The organism is Bradyrhizobium sp. HKCCYLS1011 (genome assembly GCF_051167795.1).
In the GTDB taxonomy this organism is placed as follows: domain Bacteria; phylum Pseudomonadota; class Alphaproteobacteria; order Rhizobiales; family Xanthobacteraceae; genus Bradyrhizobium.
The window spans coordinates 18,730-35,986 of sequence record NZ_JBNPTT010000002.1; the positions used below are offsets into that span (position 1 = coordinate 18,730).

General features: G+C 63.5%; 13 protein-coding genes. 9 read left to right on the top strand and 4 right to left on the bottom strand.

All coding sequences use genetic code 11. From position 1 onward, the window contains the following. Positions 1 to 7: 7 nt before the first annotated feature. On the top strand, positions 8 to 934 hold the full coding sequence (locus ACQR1W_RS04755; RefSeq protein ID WP_434849744.1) for an efflux RND transporter periplasmic adaptor subunit: 927 nt from the start codon (positions 8 to 10) through the stop codon (positions 932 to 934). Further along, a complete protein-coding gene (locus tag ACQR1W_RS04760) occupies positions 934 to 4,092 on the top strand; it encodes an efflux RND transporter permease subunit (protein ID WP_434849745.1) in 3,159 nt (1,052 codons plus the stop codon). Before ACQR1W_RS04755 ends, ACQR1W_RS04760 begins: the two co-directional genes overlap by 1 nt. 20 nt (positions 4,093 to 4,112) lie before the next feature. Here the strand turns inward: ACQR1W_RS04760 and ACQR1W_RS04765 are convergent, their stop codons facing one another. Continuing rightward, entirely contained in the window at positions 4,113 to 5,771 is a 1,659-nt protein-coding gene (locus ACQR1W_RS04765; protein WP_434849746.1) for a glycosyltransferase family 39 protein, read from the bottom strand. A 337-nt stretch (positions 5,772 to 6,108) separates the two neighbouring features. Next, positions 6,109 to 6,783 carry a Crp/Fnr family transcriptional regulator gene (locus ACQR1W_RS04770; protein ID WP_434849747.1) on the bottom strand — a complete coding sequence of 225 codons (675 nt, stop codon included), beginning with the start codon at positions 6,781 to 6,783 and terminating at the stop codon, positions 6,109 to 6,111. A gap of 218 nt (positions 6,784 to 7,001) precedes the next feature. On the opposite strand from ACQR1W_RS04770, the gene ACQR1W_RS04775 reads away from it, so the two are divergent. Further along, on the top strand, positions 7,002 to 9,059 hold the full coding sequence (locus tag ACQR1W_RS04775) for an AsmA family protein (RefSeq protein ID WP_434849748.1): 2,058 nt from the start codon (positions 7,002 to 7,004) through the stop codon (positions 9,057 to 9,059). Between the two features lie 51 nt (positions 9,060 to 9,110). Here ACQR1W_RS04775 and ACQR1W_RS04780 read toward each other — a convergent pair whose 3' ends face one another. Then, positions 9,111 to 9,659, bottom strand: a complete 549-nt coding sequence (locus ACQR1W_RS04780; protein WP_434850422.1) for a MarR family winged helix-turn-helix transcriptional regulator — start codon at positions 9,657 to 9,659, stop codon at positions 9,111 to 9,113. A 173-nt stretch (positions 9,660 to 9,832) separates the two neighbouring features. Between ACQR1W_RS04780 and ACQR1W_RS04785 the strand changes: the two genes are divergently transcribed. The 5 genes from ACQR1W_RS04785 to fahA all read left to right on the top strand — a co-directional run bounded on the left by ACQR1W_RS04785 (position 9,833) and on the right by fahA (position 15,446). Beyond that, complete coding sequence (locus ACQR1W_RS04785; RefSeq protein ID WP_434850423.1) at positions 9,833 to 11,467, top strand: FAD-dependent oxidoreductase; 1,635 nt, start codon at positions 9,833 to 9,835, stop codon at positions 11,465 to 11,467. Between the two features lie 9 nt (positions 11,468 to 11,476). Beyond that, on the top strand, positions 11,477 to 11,713 hold the full coding sequence (locus ACQR1W_RS04790) for a DUF2783 domain-containing protein (protein WP_434849749.1): 237 nt from the start codon (positions 11,477 to 11,479) through the stop codon (positions 11,711 to 11,713). Positions 11,714 to 11,723: 10 nt separating this feature from the next. Then, a complete protein-coding gene (locus ACQR1W_RS04795) occupies positions 11,724 to 12,683 on the top strand; it encodes an MBL fold metallo-hydrolase (protein ID WP_434849750.1) in 960 nt (319 codons plus the stop codon). Next, a complete protein-coding gene (gene hmgA / locus ACQR1W_RS04800) occupies positions 12,680 to 14,026 on the top strand; it encodes a homogentisate 1,2-dioxygenase (protein ID WP_434849751.1) in 1,347 nt (448 codons plus the stop codon). Before ACQR1W_RS04795 ends, hmgA begins: the two co-directional genes overlap by 4 nt. 145 nt (positions 14,027 to 14,171) lie before the next feature. Then, complete coding sequence (gene fahA / locus ACQR1W_RS04805; RefSeq protein ID WP_434849752.1) at positions 14,172 to 15,446, top strand: fumarylacetoacetase; 1,275 nt, start codon at positions 14,172 to 14,174, stop codon at positions 15,444 to 15,446. An 87-nt stretch (positions 15,447 to 15,533) separates the two neighbouring features. Here fahA and ACQR1W_RS04810 read toward each other — a convergent pair whose 3' ends face one another. Continuing rightward, positions 15,534 to 16,010 carry an Lrp/AsnC family transcriptional regulator gene (locus tag ACQR1W_RS04810; protein ID WP_434849753.1) on the bottom strand — a complete coding sequence of 159 codons (477 nt, stop codon included), beginning with the start codon at positions 16,008 to 16,010 and terminating at the stop codon, positions 15,534 to 15,536. A 120-nt stretch (positions 16,011 to 16,130) separates the two neighbouring features. Between ACQR1W_RS04810 and hppD the strand changes: the two genes are divergently transcribed. Then, on the top strand, positions 16,131 to 17,249 hold the full coding sequence (gene hppD, locus ACQR1W_RS04815) for a 4-hydroxyphenylpyruvate dioxygenase (RefSeq protein ID WP_434849754.1): 1,119 nt from the start codon (positions 16,131 to 16,133) through the stop codon (positions 17,247 to 17,249). The last annotated feature ends 8 nt before the right edge of the window (positions 17,250 to 17,257 follow it).

Sequence of the window (17,257 nt, forward strand, 5' to 3'; positions counted from 1 at the left end):
GCCATTGATGAAGCTTTCTGAGTTGACCAAGCCCGTGGCTGGCGCCGTGCTCGTCGCCGCTCTGTTGGGCGGCTATTACTGGTTCGAACATCGCTCACACCGGGTCGAAGAGGAGCCGCGCATGCAGGCGCAAGTGGTCGTCACCAAAGCGGCCAATGCCTGCTTTTCCGACCTGGTACGGGTCACCGGCTTTGTCGTGCCCCGCCGCGAAGCCGTGGTCGGCGTCGATCAGGAAGGCTCGCGGGTGACCGATGTGCTGGTCAAGGAAGGTGATGTCGTCACCGAGAACCAGGAGCTTGCGCGGCTGACGCCGCCACCGCCACAGCCGGGTGCGCCGGCTGCGAACGCCGGCCGGCCGGTGTCGCTGCGGGCGCCGGCGGCCGGCCTCGTCACCGAGGTTCGCACCATGGTCGGCGCGCCCGCCTCGCCGCAGGCCGGACCGATGTTCCGCATCGCCGTCAAGAACGAGCTCGAGCTCGAGGCCGAGGTGCCGGGCGTGCATCTCCTGAAGCTCAACCCCGGGGCAACCGTTCGGATCAGCCGCGACGACCAGCCCGATATTATCGGGCTCGTGCGGACCGTCTCGCCGCAGATCGATCGAACCACTCAGCTCGGCCGTGTCAGGATCGCGCTGACCGGCAATCCGTCCGTAAGGGTCGGAATGTTCGCGCGCGCCAGCATCGACGCCAAGCGCAGCTGCGGCGTCGCCGTTCCCAACACGGCGATCGATCATCTCACCATCCAGGTGGTCAAGGGCAACACGATCGAGACCCGCAGGGTCCGCGTTGGGCTGGTGTCGGACTCCCAAACCGAGATCCTGGAGGGGCTCGACGTCGACGAGATCGTGGTGGCTGACGCCGGCAGCTCGCTACATGACGGCGACCAGATCAAGACCATGTTCGCCGACGATCTCGATCGCACGCGGGTACGCTGATGGCTCTTAACATCTCCGCATGGTCGATCCGGCACCCGCTGCCGTCAGTCGTCTTCTCCATCATCCTGCTGCTGCTGGGCTGGATCAGCTTCACCAAACTTGCGGTGACGCGGCTGCCGAACGCCGACATTCCCGTGATCTCGGTTGCGGTCTCGCAGTTCGGCGCGGCGCCCGCGGAGCTCGAATCGCAGGTCGCCAAGACCATCGAGGATGGCGTCTCCGGCGTCGAAGGTGTCCGCCACATCTCCTCGTCGATCACCGACGGATTGTCGGTGACCACCATCCAGTTCGCGCTGGAGACCAACACCGACCGCGCGCTCAACGACGTCAAGGACGCAGTGACACGTGTGCGTGCGAACCTGCCGCAGAACGTCACCGAGCCCTTGATCCAGCGTGTCGACGTGATCGGCTTGCCGATCCTGACCTATGCGGCGATTTCGCCAGGCAAGACCCCGGAGCAGCTGTCCTTCTTCGTTGACGACGTGGTCAAGCGCGCGCTGCAGGGTGTGCGCGGTGTCAGCCAGGTCGAGCGTATCGGCGGTGTCGAGCGCGAGATCCTGGTCTCGCTCGATCCGGACCGGCTGCAAGCAATGGGGCTGACCGCAGTCAATGTCAGCCAGAGTCTGCGCGGAACCAATGTCGATCTCGCCGGCGGCCGCGCCGAGATCGGCAAGAACGATCAGGCGATCCGCACGCTGGCCGGCGCCAAGACGCTGAACGATCTCGCCGGCACCATGATCCCTTTGTTCGGCGGCGGTGAGGTCCGGCTCGACGACCTCGGCACCGTCACGGACACGATCGCGGACCGGCGGACCTTCGCGCGCTTCAACGGCGACCCGGTGGTGGCGCTCGGTATCAGGCGGGCCAAGGGCGCGAGCGACGTCGTGGTCGCTGCCGCCGTGCAGAAGCGGATCGATGCGCTGAAACTCGCCTATCCCGACGTCGACCTGAAGCTGATCGACACCTCGGTCGATTTCACCAAGGGAAATTATGAGGCCGCGATCTCGACCCTGTTCGAGGGCGCGATTCTCGCCGTGGTCATCGTGCTCTTGTTCCTGCGCGATATCAGGGCCACCGTGATCGCGGCGATCTCGCTGCCGCTCTCGATTTTCCCCGCGTTCTGGGCGATGGATATCCTCGGCTTCTCGCTCAATCTCGTCTCGTTCCTGGCGATCACGCTGTCGACCGGCATTCTCGTCGACGACGCCATCGTCGAGATCGAGAACATCGTGCGCCACATGCGCATGGGGAAGACGCCCTATCGCGCGGCGCTGGAGGCGGCTGACGAGATCGGGCTCGCCGTGATCGCGATCAGCCTCACCATCATCGCGATCTTCACGCCGGCAAGCTTCATGTCGGGCGTGGCCGGGCAGTTCTTCAAGCAGTTCGGCATCACCGTTTCGGTGCAGGTGTTCTTCTCGCTGCTGGCCGCGCGTTTTGTGACCCCGATGCTGGCGGCCTATTTTCTCAGGCACCAGGCGCATGAGGAGCCGCCGCCCGGCCGCATTCTGCGCGCCTATCATCGGGTCGTCAGCTGGTCGGTGAAACACTATTTCATCACCGTCGTCATCGGTCTCGCGGTTTTTGCGGCCTCGATCTTGAGTATCAAGCTGCTGCCGCAGGGCTTCTTGCCCGCGCAGGACACCGCGCGCTCGCTGTTGGCAATGGAGCTGCCGCCCGGCTCGCAGCTCGCCTTCACCGAGCAGGTCACCGAAGGCATCGTCGCGCGGCTGCGCAAACGGCCGGAGGTCCGCAGCGTGTTCGTGGATGGCGGCCGCTCGCCGCCAGGCATCATGGAGGTGCGCCGTGCCGCGCTGATCATCAATTATACGCCGAAGACGGAGCGGAAGATCACCCAGAAGGAGCTCGAGCGCGACATCAGCGAGGAGCTCCACGGCGTCCCCGACATCCGCTTCTGGTTCCTGGACGAAAACGGCCTGCGCGCGATCTCGCTGGTCGTAACCGGCTCAGACAGCAAGATCGTCGACAATGTCGCAAGCGAGCTCGCCTCGCAGATGAAGCGCATCCCAATCATCTCCAACGTCGTCTCGGAAACTGCGCTCGACCGGCCGGAACTGCGGATTCAGCCGCGTGCCGATCTTGCCGCCCGGCTTGGCGTCTCGACTGAAAGCCTGTCCCAGACCATTCGCGTTGCGACGATCGGCGATGTCGGGCCGGCGCTCGCAAAATTCGACGCCGGTGATCGCCTGATTCCGATCCGGGTCCAGCTCGAGGACGGCGCGCGCGGCAATGTGCAGACATTGGAGCAGCTGCGCGTACCGCTCGGAATGCACGGCGAGAAAGGTGGCGTGCCGCTCTCGGTGGTCGCCGACATCAAGCTCGATCAAGGGCCAACCAGCATCAACCGCTATGACCGCGAGCGGCAGGCGACGGTGGCGGCCGACCTCGTTGGCTTCGCGGCGCTTGGCGATGCGACCCGGCAGATCAACGAGCTGCCGGTCATGAAGACGCTGCCGAAGATCGTCAGGGTCAGTCCGTCGGGCGATGCCGAAAGTCTCAACGAGCTGTCCGAGGGCTTCGCCACTGCGATCACCTCGGGCCTGATGATGGTCTATGCGGTGCTGGTGTTGTTGTTCGGCACCTTTCTGCAGCCGATCACGATCCTGTTCTCGCTGCCGCTGTCGATCGGTGGTGCAATCGCTGCGCTGCTTCTGACCGGCAAGCAGCTGACGACGCCGGTCTGGATTGGCATCCTGATGCTGATGGGCATCGTCACCAAGAACGCGATCATGCTGGTGGAATTTGCCATCGAATCGATCCATGCAGGCCGTCAGCGCGAGGAGGCGATGATCGACGCCGGCATGAAGCGGGCGCGGCCGATCGTGATGACGACGATCGCGATGGTGGCCGGCATGATGCCGAGTGCGCTCGCGGTCGGGGCCGGCGGCGAGTTTCGCTCGCCGATGGCGCTCGCCGTGATTGGCGGTTTGATCTTCTCGACCGTGCTGTCGCTAGTCTTCGTGCCGGCGATGTTCATGGTCATGGACGACATCGGCGCGCTGTTCTGGCGCATGGGCCGGCGGCTGATTGTCTCGTCAGCGGCGGATGACGCGGCTGGGGATGCTGCGTCAGGACGTCAATCGAACGGTACACAGACTAAGAAGCCGCCGACGCGAATCTCGCCGGCGGCCGAGTGAGGTCCGTGTGAACAGGTCGATCAGTTGAGCATGGGCCGGCTTCGACGCTGAGAGCTGAGATCCTCCGCAATGCCGTGGCTCGCCTCAGGCTGAGGTGCCTCGTCCGTTGCCGGAGGCACGATCAGCGCGACGAAGCCCTGGCTTGCGCCCTCCCAGCCGAACAGACTGGTGGTCAGCGAGAATGTCGAACGGATCGCATGCTTCGTCCGCGCTGCAGCCGCGTCCATGCCAGAGATGCACGACGCGTCATTGTCGTAGCAAAGAGCAGCCCACCCCTCGCTGAAGCCTGCACCGTCCGGCAGCTTCAGTTCGTTGGGATGCACCAGCTCCGTCTGAAAGACCGGATGGTCGGGACTATAGAACGCGGCAGCAAAGGCCAGTCCTTCGTCGCCGCCGACCGCGGGCAGGGCAGTATCCGATGTCGCATGCCATTGCCGGGTCAGCTCCGCGACGGCTGGCTGGTAGAAATTGCGGCCTTCATGCAGAGGAAAGGAGTTGCGGTACACAGCATGCAGCGGCGCGACCACCAATGTGGCGAGCGCTCCTATAGCGACGACGGTCGCGGCGAGATTGACTGTCCGTTCGCGCGGAACCCGGTAGGTTGCGCCGCATACGATCACGATCACGAACAGGAATATGCCCTGCAGGCCCCAGAGCGGCGGCATGTCCGTGCCAAAGATGGCCGAGGTCAGGGCGGGAAAGGCGACGGTTCCGATACCGATGCTGAGCAGCAGCCGCAATCTGGCGTCGAGGCCGAAGATGTCGTCCAGCAACCGGCTCGGACGAGGCCGAGCCATCATCAGCCAAATCAGACCCGGAATCGCAATGAGACCGCCCATCGCGAGAACGAAGCCGATCGCCTCGACCAGCGCCGCCACGGGCGCTTTCCCGGAATGTCGCTCGAGCGCATAGGAGAACGGCTGTGCGCCGGTCGTTGCCAGCCAATAGATATGGGGGGTCAACACGGCGAGACCCGTCGCCGCCGCGATCCACGGGGCTCGCGAGGAGAAGTAATCCTTACGCTGCCCATGGCATAGGGCAGCCACGGCGAAGCTTCCGATCAAGAAGATCGAATAGTACTTGCCCAGCATGGCGAGCGCTGCGGTCGCGCCGGCGGCTATGGCCCAACGCGTACGACGCGTCTGGAACGAGCGCAGGAAGCAGAAGGTGGCCAACGGCCATGTCGACAGCAGCACCGCGTTGGCATTGAAGCGCTGCGCATGCAGCTGATAGATCGGCAGGACCAGCAGCAGCAATAAGACAGTCAGCCGCTTGTCGCCGCGCACGAATTGGCGCGCGATGCGATCGGTGAACCACAGCCCGATCGCGGAGTTGGTCATCGCCAGCAGGTTGAACGACCAGTTTGTGAGCGGAAACACCGTGGTCCAGGCCCGCGCAGCCCAGGCCATGAGCGGCGGATGTTTGGACGAGCCCCACTCGAAGCTTCGGCCGAGCGACCATGTCTCGATCACGTCCTGATGCAGATCGCCCTGGATGTACGCCACCGCGAAATAGGCCATGGAGAGCGCGACAAGACCCGCGATCAGGAGCGGAATGCCCCATCCTTCTTCGACGCCGTCTATCCAGAGCAGAAATGCTCCTCGCCAGGTCGTTCCCGAGGACCAGGCGCGATGGCCATATTCCGAACGCACCACGATCGCCGACAACCCAACACACATCGCACTGGTTACTCGCCGTTATGGCAGGGCGCACGAAGCCCGACCCACGCGCATGCACACGCGGGAGAAGGACATCACCGCTGCCGGATTACTTCTTTAGAACCATTAAAAAGAGTTCATGTCGCAAATTGTGAGGAGTAGTGGCCCAATTGCGATCATGTTTGGTCGGCCTAGATACGAAATGATGCGCGTTGGACGCTTTGGGTCACCTCGGCGACTTGGAAAAGGCCGATTTGCGCGGCTGTGGAAGCAAAAGGCGCTCCATTCGCGCGCAGCACTGTCCAAAGCTTGAAGAAATCGCGGCACCTTGGCGTCAGCCAAGTGGTTGTCTGTGTTGCTAATCGTTGCGGGCGATCGCGTTGAGCTTGGTCATATCCTGGAGCAGGATACGGCCACGCTGCAGATCGAGAATGCCATTCCGGCGCCAGGCCTGCAGCTGCCGGTTGACGCTTTCTCGCGCCGCCCCAATGAAAATGCCGAGCTGCTCCTGCGAGATGTGCACCTCCGAGCCGAAATCGTCGGCCAAGGCGCAGAGCCGCCGCGCCAGCCGGATCGGCAGCGGCTGCAGCACGGATTCTTCCATCCGTTCGCTCTGCCAGCGGATACGCCGGCAGAGCAGCTGAATGAGCTTGATTGCCACTTTGGGCTCGCGTTCCAGGAAATTGAGGAACTCCTCGCGCCGGAGCACGAACAATTCGGTCGCTTCTCCTGCCGCAGCGTCGGCGATCCGCTCCTGACCATCGAGCACGGCGTCCTCTCCGAACAGGTCGCCCGGCCCCATGAAGTTCGGGGTCGACCGTGTGCCGTCGGTCGCGCCGGTCTCGATGCGGATCTGGCCGTGCCGGACCCCGAACAAGGCATTGCCGGGATCGCCTTTCTGGAACAGCATCTCGCCGGCTGCGAGATGCTGGGTATGATATAAATTGGAAAGACGCTGCAGTTCGTCGGTCCCGAGATCCGCGAACATGGGGTTCGTTTTCAGGATGATCGCAAATTCGGCCTGCTTGCTCATCACTATACCTTTGCAAACAGCTTGAAAGCACCAGTTACTGAAGCCGCTTCGGCGGAAGTGTGTCATGGGTCACATAAAGTTGCGGCCGATCCTTATTATTTTCGGCGCTCTTGACGAGCGTCTTGGCGAAGTCAGTCGTTGGCTTGAATTGGAGTAGGCGGTCCTCTTGTTGGACCGGAGCTGTTCTGTCTCGCCCGCGCGTGCAGTGAGATATCGGCATGAAAGCATTGAAAATCGCGAGTGCCGCGATTGGTCTCTTTGTTGTGATCCTCGCGGCTTTGCTCGCGTTCGGCGTGCCGGCGAGCGTGCTTATGCCGGCCATCCGGGATCGGGTCGAGCGCGAGACCGGCTATCGGCTGAGCAGTGCGGGAGCCGGCAGGATCACTCTGTGGCCAAGGTTCAAGGCCAGTTTGACCGAGATCACGCTGCAGGATCCCAAGGATCGGGACGGCAACAACCGGCTGACGATCGGTAAGGTGGAGGCCGAGGCGGCATGGTCGAGCCTATGGTCGGACCGACCGGAGCTCAGCGGCCTCACCATCGAAAATCCTACGCTCTATCTGCCCTTGCTGCGGGAGCGGCTGCGCGATGCTCCGTCGCGCAATGCTGGACCCGCAAGCTCCGCCACGGCCAATCCGATCCTGATCGACAAGGTCACGGTGAGTGATGGCGCGGTCGTTCTATCCAATGTGCGCGACCGGGTGGAACAGCGCATCGACGCCATCCAGGCAACAGCGGCGATATCAGCCGACAACAAGATGACAATCATCGGCCGTGCACGGGCGGGCGAGCATCCGCTGACGTTTGACGTCGCGGCGGACGCGCACCCGACGCCGATCGATCGCCAGGCGGTTCCGGTCGATTTCAAGATCGAGGTGCCAGGTGTTCTACGCTCGCCACTATCGGGCCGCGCAGAGGTGCGGCTAAACGGAAAGCTCGTGACGATCAGCAACGTCGGCGGCACGCTCGACGACGGTGCCTTCAATGGCTGGACCTCGATCGACATCGCCAGCAAGCCGCTCGTGAAGCTCGATCTCGACCTGCAGCGGCTTGCGATCGCGGATTCGAACAGGACAGCGGTGGTCCCCCAGCAGGGGTGGAGCACGGCCTCGATCGACTTCAGGGGACTGAACTACATCGATGTCCAGGCCAAGCTCTCCGTCACCGAGCTCGATGTTGCCGGCGCGCGGCTCGGGCCGGCCGCGGTCGACGCCTCGCTCGCCGGGGGCGTGCTGAAGGCGACCGTCGACAAGCTCTCGCTCTACGATGGACAGGCCAACGGCGAACTCATCGTCGATGCGTCCGGCGACCATCCGGCCTATGCTATGCATTGGGATATCGTCGGTGCGCGGGCGCTGCCGCTGCTGCAGAACCTGGTCGATTTCGACAAGATCGATGCCAGGATGCAGGCGAAGCTTGCACTGCGGTCGAGCGGCGCCAGCCAGCAGGCGATCCTGTCGAACGTCGCGGGTTCGGCATTCCTGGTGTTTCAGGATGGCGCGATCCGCGGCATCAATGTCGCGCAGATGATCCGCTCGCTCACCTCGAATCCGCTCGCGGGCTGGCAGGATTCGAAGGAGTTGTCGACGGATCTGAGCCAGCTTTCGGCATCGTTCAACGTCGAGCGTGGGCAGGCCACCACCGGCGACCTCAACCTGATCGGGCCGCTGGTCAAGGTCACCGGTGCTGGCACGATCGATATCGGCAACAAGTCCTTGGCACTGCGGGTCGAGCCGAAGCTCGTCATGACCACCGAGGGACAGGGGCGCAGGTCGGATCCGGTCGGCCTCGGCATACCCGTGGTGATCGATGGCTCCTGGAGCCAGCCGCGGATCTATCCCGATGTCACTGGAATCCTCGATAACCCCGACGCCGCCTACGCGAAGCTGAAGCAGATGGGGCAGGGGCTGTTCGGCAGGGACGGTGCCGGTCTGGGCGACCTGATCAACGGCATCGGTGGCCTGATCGGTCACGCGACCTCCAGTGCGCCGGATGGACAAGGGAATTCGCCCTCTGCGCCGGATTCGCCGAGACCATCGGATGCGCTCGGTGGTGAGCTTGGTGCCACTCTCGGCAATCTGATCCAGCAAGGGCTGCAGCAGGGGCTGAACAGCCGCGGGCGCGCCATTGCGCCGCCGCAGCCAGCCAATCCGTCCGTTCAGCCTCCAGCGGCACAAGTCCCTCAGGGCCAAGACGCCATGCCGGATGTGTCGCATGACGATGCGCAGGATAGTCAGCCTATGAATGATGTGCTGCGGCGCCTGTTCAACCGGTAAATTCGACCGACCCCACACCCAGCGAAACCTGGCCTCGTGATGAAGATAGGCTCAATACGCCTCCTTCGCGTCGGCCTCTTCGCTGGTCCGGATCAGGCCGAGGCCGGCTTCGATCTTGCCGACCAGGCGATCGAAGGTCTTGCGCTCCTGATCCGACAGGCATGACATGATCTCGCGTTCCTTATGCTGCAGGCGCGGGATGAGTTCCTCATACAGTGTCTTGCCCTTGCGGGTCAGCCGTAGCCGGAACTCGCGGCGGTCGTCCGCATTCTCGACCCGCTCGATCAGTCGTCGTTCCAGCAATGTGGTGACGGCGCGACTGATCGTCGACTTATGCGTGCGTGTGCAGTGGGCGACATATTGCGCGCTGCAGGCGTCGCGGCGAAAGCCGAGCGTCGCCAGCACGCGCCATTCCGGAATGTCGAGGCCGTAGCGCTCGCGATATTCGGATGCGAGCGCTGCGCTGACCTCGGCCGCCAGCCGGTTGAGCCGGAACGGCGTGAATTTGAACAGGTCGAGCCGTTCCGCTTGTTGCGGCGCCGCGATCTCCCGTGCGCTCTGGCCAGCTTTCGCCTGTCGGCGGATGGCGGTCGCGGACATGTTTGCCAGGACAGGTGCCAAGGCGGGGCTCCGATTTTTGAGTTGACGCGGCCGAGGCCGTCGGGTGTAAGATAGTTGCAGATGCGACTATCTGGCAAGATGCCGATTGCGCATCGGTGGGAAACGCCAACAACGAACCGCAGCAGCGGGACATGAAACAAGCAGGGCAAGCCATGGTGCAGGCCAATCCGGCAGAGACCACGAGCAGGGCCAAGGTTCAGTTCGGCTATTGTCGCCATCCGGACCAGGAGCGTCCTGAGCCGACCGAGCATCCGGTCGTGGTGGTCGGCGCGGGGCCGGTGGGGTTGTCCTTTGCCATTGATCTCGCGCAGCGCGGCCATGCCGTGGTGCTGCTCGACGATGCCGATCGCATCGGCGAGGGCTCGCGCGCGATCTGCTTTTCCAAGCGGGCGCTGGAATATTGGGATCGGCTCGGCGTCGGCGACCGCATGGTCGCGAAGGGCGTGGTGTGGAACGTGGGCCGCATTTTCCACGGTCCCGCCGAACTGTATCAGTTCAATCTGCTGCCCGAACCGGGCCACAAGCGTCCAGCCTTCATCAATCTGCAGCAGTTCTACGCGGAAGCCTATCTGGTCGATTGCGTCGACGAGCTGCCAGCCATCTCGCTGCGCTGGCGCAACAAGGTCACCGCGCTCGAGCAGCGCAACGATCGCGTGCTGCTGACCATCGAGACGCCGGACGGTCCATACAGGCTGTCGGCGCAATACGTGATTGCCTGCGACGGCGCGCGTTCGACGCTGCGCCAGATGGTCGGCGCGGATTTTTCCGGCAAGGTGTTCGAGGATCAGTTCCTGATCGCCGACGTCAAGATGGCGGCCGATTTTCCGACCGAGCGCTGGTTCTGGTTCGATCCGCCGTTTCATGCGGGGCGCTCGGCGCTGTTGCACCGCCAGCCGGACGACGTCTGGCGCATCGATCTGCAGCTCAGCCGCTACGCCGATCCCAATGTCGAAAAGCAGCCGGACAACGTGCGGCCGCGGATCGCGCGCATGCTCGGCCATGATCAGTTCGAGTTCGAGTGGATCTCGCTCTACAAATTCCAGTGCCGGCGGATGGAACGGTTCATCCATGGCCGGGTCATCTTCGCGGGCGACGCCGCGCACCAGGTCTCGCCGTTCGGGGCGCGCGGTGCGAATTCGGGCCTGGAGGACGCCGAGAATCTGGCCTGGAAACTCGATCGCGTGCTGCGCGGCGCGTCGCCGGCGGCTCTGCTCGAAACCTATGATTTGGAGCGAAGCGCGGCGGCAGACGAGAACATCCGCGAATCCACCCGCGCTACCGACTTCATGGCGCCGAACTCGCATCAGGAAGCGCGGCTGCGCAAGGTGGTGCTGGCGCTGGCAAAGGAGACCGAATTCGCAAAGCGCATGGTCAATGGTGGCCGGCTTTCGGTGCCATCGGTCTACGCTACGCCGCTGTCCACGACCGACGCCGAGACCTGGCAGAGCGGGCCATGTCCGGGGACCTCGATGCCGGATGCGCCGCTGCTGAAGCGCGATGGCGGGGCGCAGTTTTTGACCGACGCATTCGCCGCGCAAGGCAAGTGCTTCACGCTGCTGTCATTCGAGAATGGAGCGGCGCCCGATATGCCCGACGGCGTCGGGATGATCAGGATCGGGGGCGAACACGGCCTGGCCGATGCCGAAGGCCTCGCGCATCTACGCTATGGCGCCGAGCCCGGCACGTCCTACCTGCTGCGGCCCGACGGCTACGTGGCGGCCCGCTTCCGGCATCCGACGCGGGCTGCGATCGAGGCCGCAATGGCGCGCGCCGCCGGGTTGAACTGAGTGAGTGCCATGACGCTGTCGACCAGTTCGAATTTCAGCAAGCCCGACGATGCCTTTCGCGCCATCGTGGAAGCGCATCGCGGGCTGTCGGACCTCGAGAGCGCCGATCTCGACGCGGCGCTGGTGCTCATCCTCGCCAATCACGTCGGCGACATCGATGTGTTGCGCGACGCGATTGCGCTCGCCAAACGGCGCATGATGGAAGCTCATCAGCAGCAGACGGCTGCTTCAGGCCTGCAAAAATAGGGAATGCACGATGGCGAAAGGTTTTGCGTCAACTGGGGACCTCGCGGAGAAAAAGGTCACCTTCTCCGAGATCGGTCCCGATCTCTACGCCTTCACCGCCGAAGGCGATCCGAACTCGGCCGTCATCGTTGGCGACGACGGCTGCATCGTGTTCGACGCGCAGGCAACGCCGGCGATGGCGAACAAGGTGATCGAGCGCGTCAAGGCCGTGACCGACAAGCCGATCAAATATGTCGTGCTGTCGCATTATCACGCGGTCCGCGTGCTCGGCGCTTCGGCCTATCACGCGCAAGGCATTGTCGCCTCGCAGGAGACGCATCGGTTGATCGTCGAGCGTGGCCAGCAGGACTGGGATTCCGAATATGGCCGGTTTCCCCGCCTGTTCCAGGACGCCCAAAGCATCCCCGGCCTGACCTGGCCGACCCTGACCTTCGAAGGCGAGATGTCGATCTATCTCGGCAAGCGCGAGGTTCAGCTGATCCAGATCGGCGCCGGGCATACGTCGGGTGACATCGTCGCCTGGGTCCCGGATGCCGAGGTGATGTTCTCGGGCGACCTGATCGAATACCACTCGGCCTGCTATTGCGGCGACGCGTATCTTCGCGAATGGCCGTCGACCTTGAACGAGATCCTGTCGTTCAATCCGAAGGCGATCGCGCCGGGCCGCGGCGATGCGCTCAAGGGCACCTCCACCGTGCGCGAGGCGATCGCGATGACGCGCGACTTCGTCGGCTCGCTCTATGGCGCCGCGGAGATGTCGGTGGCCAAGGGACACAGCCTGAAGGAGTCGATGGCCGCGACGCGCGAGGTGATGGATCCGAAATTTTCGAGCTTCGCGATCTACGAGCACTGCCTGCCGTTCAACGTGTCGCGCGCCTATGACGAGGCCAGCGGCATCGACGAGCCCGTGATCTGGACGGCGGAGCGCGATCGCGAGATGTGGGCCCGCCTGCAAGGAGAAGCATCATGAACATCAACACCGCGCCTGACAGACTGAACCGGGCTTCGTCGCAGGTCACGCCGGGCTACATGTCCGGATTTCGTAATTCGTTCGAGACCGAGGCATTGCCCGGCGCGCTGCCAATCGGCCGAAACTCCCCGCAACGCTGCGCCTATGGCCTCTATGCCGAGCAGCTGTCCGGCTCGCCCTTCACGGCGCCGCGCGGCTCCAATGAGCGCTCCTGGCTCTATCGCATCCGTCCGTCGGTGAAGCACTCCGGCCGCTTCGCCCGCGTCGATGCCGGGCTGTGGCGCACCGCGCCCTGTCATGAGCAGGAAATCACGGTGCAGCAGCTGCGCTGGGATCCGACGCCGCTTCCTTCTGGCGAGGTGACCTTCCTGCAGGGCGTGCAGACCATGACCACCGCCGGCGACGCAGCCACGCAAGCCGGCATGGCCGCACATATCTATCTCATCACCAAATCGATGGTTGATCAGCATTTCTACAATGCTGACGGCGAGATGATGTTCGTCCTGCAGCAGGGCAATCTCCTGTTCGTCACCGAGTTCGGCCGCATCGACGCCGAGCCGGGCGAGATCGTGGTGATCCCGCGCGGGGTCAAGTTCAGAGTCGAACTAGCATCAGGCCCGGCACGCGGCTATCTCTGTGAGAACTATGGTGGCGCCTTCACTCTGCCGGAGCGCGGACCGATCGGGGCCAATTGCCTCGCCAACGCGCGCGACTTCCTGACACCCGTGGCGTCCTATGAGGACAAGGACACGCCGACCGAGCTCTACGTCAAATGGGGCGGGGCGCTGTTCAAGACTGACCTGCCCTATTCGCCGATCGACGTGGTGGCCTGGCACGGCAACTATGCACCGTACAAATATGATCTGCGCACCTTCTCGCCGGTCGGCGCGATCGGCTTCGATCATCCCGATCCGTCGATCTTCACCGTGCTGACCTCGCCATCGGAGACGGCGGGTACGGCCAACATCGACTTCGTCATCTTCCCGGAGCGCTGGATGGTGGCGGACAATACCTTCCGTCCGCCCTGGTACCACATGAACATCATGTCGGAGTTCATGGGCCTCATCTACGGCGTCTATGACGCCAAGCCGCAGGGCTTCGTGCCTGGCGGCATGAGCCTGCACAATTGCATGCTGCCGCATGGGCCGGATCGCGAGGCGTTCGACCATGCCAGCAATGGCGAACTCAAGCCGGTCAAGCTGACGGGCACCATGGCCTTCATGTTCGAGACGCGCTTTCCGCAACGGATCACCAAGCACGCCGCGGAGTCAGGGACGATGCAGCAGGATTATGCCGACTGCTGGAACGGCCTGGAGAAGCGGTTCGATCCGAATAGGCCGTAATTAGAACTCTCGCCGTCATTCCGGGGCGCCGCGTCCGCGGCGAGCCCCGGAATCCATAACCACAATCGTGAGTATGGATTCCGGGCCTGGCCCTGTCGGGCCATCCCGGAATGACGGAGGAGAGAGTGTCGATAGGATAAAGATATTGCCCCACCCCAACGATCCCTCGCTCCGCTCCTTCATCCCGGTCGATCCGGCTTCCGACTTTCCGATCCAGAACCTGCCTTATGGTGTGTTCTCCGCAACCGATTCGCCGCAACTCCGTGTCGGCGTCGCGATCGGCGATGTCGTCGTCGACCTCGCCGTGCTCGAAAGCGAGGGCTTGCTCGATCTCGCACTGGCCTACGAGGTGTTCGCGCAAGCCTCGCTCAACACCTTCATGGCGCTCGGACCACACATCTGGTCGAAGACCCGCGCCCGCATCAGTGAGCTGTTGCGCCATGACAATCCGGAGCTCCGCGACAACAAGGCGCTGCGCAGCCGCGCGCTGCTGCCGCGGGCCGACGTGACGCTGCACCTCCCGTTTCGCGTCGCAGGTTACACCGACTTCTACTCATCGAAAGAGCACGCCACCAATGTCGGCGTCATGTTCCGCGGCAAGGACAATGCGCTGCAGCCGAACTGGCTGCACATGCCGATCGGTTATAACGGCCGCGCCTCGACCGTTGTGGTGTCGGGCACCGAGGTGCGGCGGCCGCGCGGTCAATTGAAGCCGCTGAATGTGGACACGCCGAGCTTCGGTCCGTGTCAGCGGCTCGACTTCGAGCTGGAGATGGGCGTCGTCATCGGTCAACCCTCGGCAATGGGCGAGATGCTGACCGAGGCGCAGGCCGAGACCATGATCTTCGGTTTCGTGCTGCTCAACGACTGGAGCGCGCGCGATATCCAGCAATGGGAGTATGTGCCGCTCGGGCCATTCCAGGCCAAGGCCTTTGCGACGTCGATCAGCCCGTGGGTCGTCACCCGAGAGGCGCTGGAGCCGTTTCGCGTGCGGGGTCCGGAGCAGCAGCCGGTGCCGCTGGCTTATCTGCAGCAGAAGGGCGTCCAGAACTACGACATCGAGCTCGATGTGTCGTTGCGTGCGCATGGCGCGGATGCAGCGCAGACGATCTCCCGGACAAATTTCAAATACATGTACTGGTCGAGTGTCCAGCAGCTGATGCACCATGCCTCATCCGGATGCGCGATGAGCGTTGGTGATCTCCTGGGGTCCGGCACGATTTCCGGTCCCGAGACGCATCAGCGTGGGAGCCTGCTGGAGCTGAGCTGGAACGGAACGGAGCCGGTCGAGCTTGCGGACGGTGTTAAGCGCTCCTTCCTGGAGGATGGCGACTCGCTCGCCATTCGCGGCTGGTGCCAAGGCAGCGGTTATCGCATCGGCTTCGGCAAGGTCGAGGGGACGATTCTGGCGGCAGAATAAACGCCAATAGACGCTTCATTCCGGGGCACTCGCGAAGCGAGTGAGCCCGGAATGACGAAGGAAGTAGCTTGCCGCGGATGCGCGCGGTCAACGCGCGATCGACCGCAGCGGCAGTTTCGCGCTTTCCTTCAGCCGGTCGAGCACGATCGATGAGCGCACATGCGCCACGCTCTGATGCGGCATCAGCACATTGTTGACGATGTCCGACAGGCTCTTGAGGTCGCGCAGCACGGCCTTGAGCAGGTAATCCGCGTCCCCTGTGAGCGCATAGGCTTCCTGGATCTCTTCGACGCGGGTGACCAGTGCGCGGAATTTCTTGGCATTGTCGGGCGAATGCGTAGCCAGCGTGATCTGGATGAAGGCGATCAGCTCGAAGCCGAGCGCAGCGCCGGCGAGCTCGGCACGGTAGCCCGCAATCACGCCCTCCTCCTCCAGCCGCATCCGCCGTCGCGAGCATTGCGAGGCGGAGAGGCCGGCGATGTCGGCCAGCTCCTGGTTGGTGAGGCGGCCGTCGTCCTGCAGGGCGGCCAGGATCTTGAGGTCGAAGGCGTCGACTGAAATCATGCATGAAATCCATATTCGATGCACGGATCGTGCACATCCGGCCGGAAATGGCAATCATTTGCATGCCCCGTGCAGGCCGCATGAGCGAGGATCGACGGACATGATCTGGGAGAATCGCCGATGGGTCCGTTTCCGCATGATGCGCCGCCCGCCACCGTCTCAGCCGACAATCCGATGGGCACGGATGGATTCGAGTTCGTCGAGTATGCGCATCCGGAGCCGGAAAAGCTGCACGCGCTGTTCGCGCTGATGGGATTTTCCGCGGTCGCGCTGCACAAGACCAAGGCGATCACGCTCTACCGCCAGGGCGATATCAACTACCTCGTCAACGAGGAGCCGGGGAGCCACGGCCATAGCTTCGTCGCCGAACACGGTCCATGCGCGCCGTCGATGGCGTTCCGGGTGGTCGACGCTGAGGCAACCTATGCGCGCGCGATCTCGCTCGGCGCCGAGCCGGCCGATCTGCCGTCTCGTCAGAAGACGCTCGACGTGCCCGCCATCAAGGGCATCGGTGGAAGCCTCTTGTATTTCGTCGATCGCTACGGCGCCAAGGGCTCGGCTTACGATCTCGAATTCGACTGGCTCGGCGCGCGCAACCCGCAGCCAGCGGGATCAGGCCTCTATTATATCGATCACCTCACTCACAACGTGCATCGCGGCCGCATGGATGTGTGGGCGGGCTTCTATGAGAAGCTGTTCAACTTCCGCCAGATCCGTTTCTTCGACATCGAGGGCCGCGCGTCCGGCCTGTTCTCGCGCGCGCTGACCAGTCCTGACGGCAAGATCCGGATTCCGATCAACGAGGATGCCGGCGATTCCGGGCAGATCGAGGAATATCTGAAGCTCTACCACGGCGAGGGCATCCAGCACATCGCCTGTGGTGCGCGTGATATCTATGGCACGGTCGAAGATCTGCGCGCAGCCGGCCTGCCGTTCATGCCGTCACCGCCCGATACTTATTTCGAGAAGATCGACGCGCGTCTGCCGAAGCATGGCGAGGATCTCGCGCGCCTGCAGAAGAATGGCATCCTGATCGACGGCGAAGGCGTGGTGGACGGCGGCCACACCAAGGTGCTCCTGCAGATCTTCTCGGCAAACGCGATCGGGCCGATCTTCTTCGAGTTCATCCAGCGCAAGGGCGACGACGGCTTCGGCGAGGGCAATTTCAAGGCGCTGTTTGAATCGATCGAGGAGGATCAGATCCGGCGCGGCGTGCTGAAGGTCGAGCCGGCGGAGTAGGCGCGGCG

Bases quoted from the DNA above. Each gene is read 5' to 3' on its own strand.
- ACQR1W_RS04755 (WP_434849744.1), top strand. From the start codon at position 8: ATGAAGCTTTCTGAGTTGACCAAGCCCGTGGCTGGCGCCGTGCTCGTC.
- ACQR1W_RS04760 (WP_434849745.1), top strand. From the start codon at position 934: ATGGCTCTTAACATCTCCGCATGGTCGATCCGGCACCCGCTGCCGTCA.
- ACQR1W_RS04765 (WP_434849746.1), bottom strand. From the start codon at position 5,771: ATGTGTGTTGGGTTGTCGGCGATCGTGGTGCGTTCGGAATATGGCCAT.
- ACQR1W_RS04770 (WP_434849747.1), bottom strand. From the start codon at position 6,783: ATGAGCAAGCAGGCCGAATTTGCGATCATCCTGAAAACGAACCCCATG.
- ACQR1W_RS04775 (WP_434849748.1), top strand. From the start codon at position 7,002: ATGAAAGCATTGAAAATCGCGAGTGCCGCGATTGGTCTCTTTGTTGTG.
- ACQR1W_RS04780 (WP_434850422.1), bottom strand. From the start codon at position 9,659: ATGTCCGCGACCGCCATCCGCCGACAGGCGAAAGCTGGCCAGAGCGCA.
- ACQR1W_RS04785 (WP_434850423.1), top strand. From the start codon at position 9,833: ATGGTGCAGGCCAATCCGGCAGAGACCACGAGCAGGGCCAAGGTTCAG.
- ACQR1W_RS04790 (WP_434849749.1), top strand. From the start codon at position 11,477: ATGACGCTGTCGACCAGTTCGAATTTCAGCAAGCCCGACGATGCCTTT.
- ACQR1W_RS04795 (WP_434849750.1), top strand. From the start codon at position 11,724: ATGGCGAAAGGTTTTGCGTCAACTGGGGACCTCGCGGAGAAAAAGGTC.
- hmgA (WP_434849751.1), top strand. From the start codon at position 12,680: ATGAACATCAACACCGCGCCTGACAGACTGAACCGGGCTTCGTCGCAG.
- ACQR1W_RS04810 (WP_434849753.1), bottom strand. From the start codon at position 16,010: ATGATTTCAGTCGACGCCTTCGACCTCAAGATCCTGGCCGCCCTGCAG.
- hppD (WP_434849754.1), top strand. From the start codon at position 16,131: ATGGGTCCGTTTCCGCATGATGCGCCGCCCGCCACCGTCTCAGCCGAC.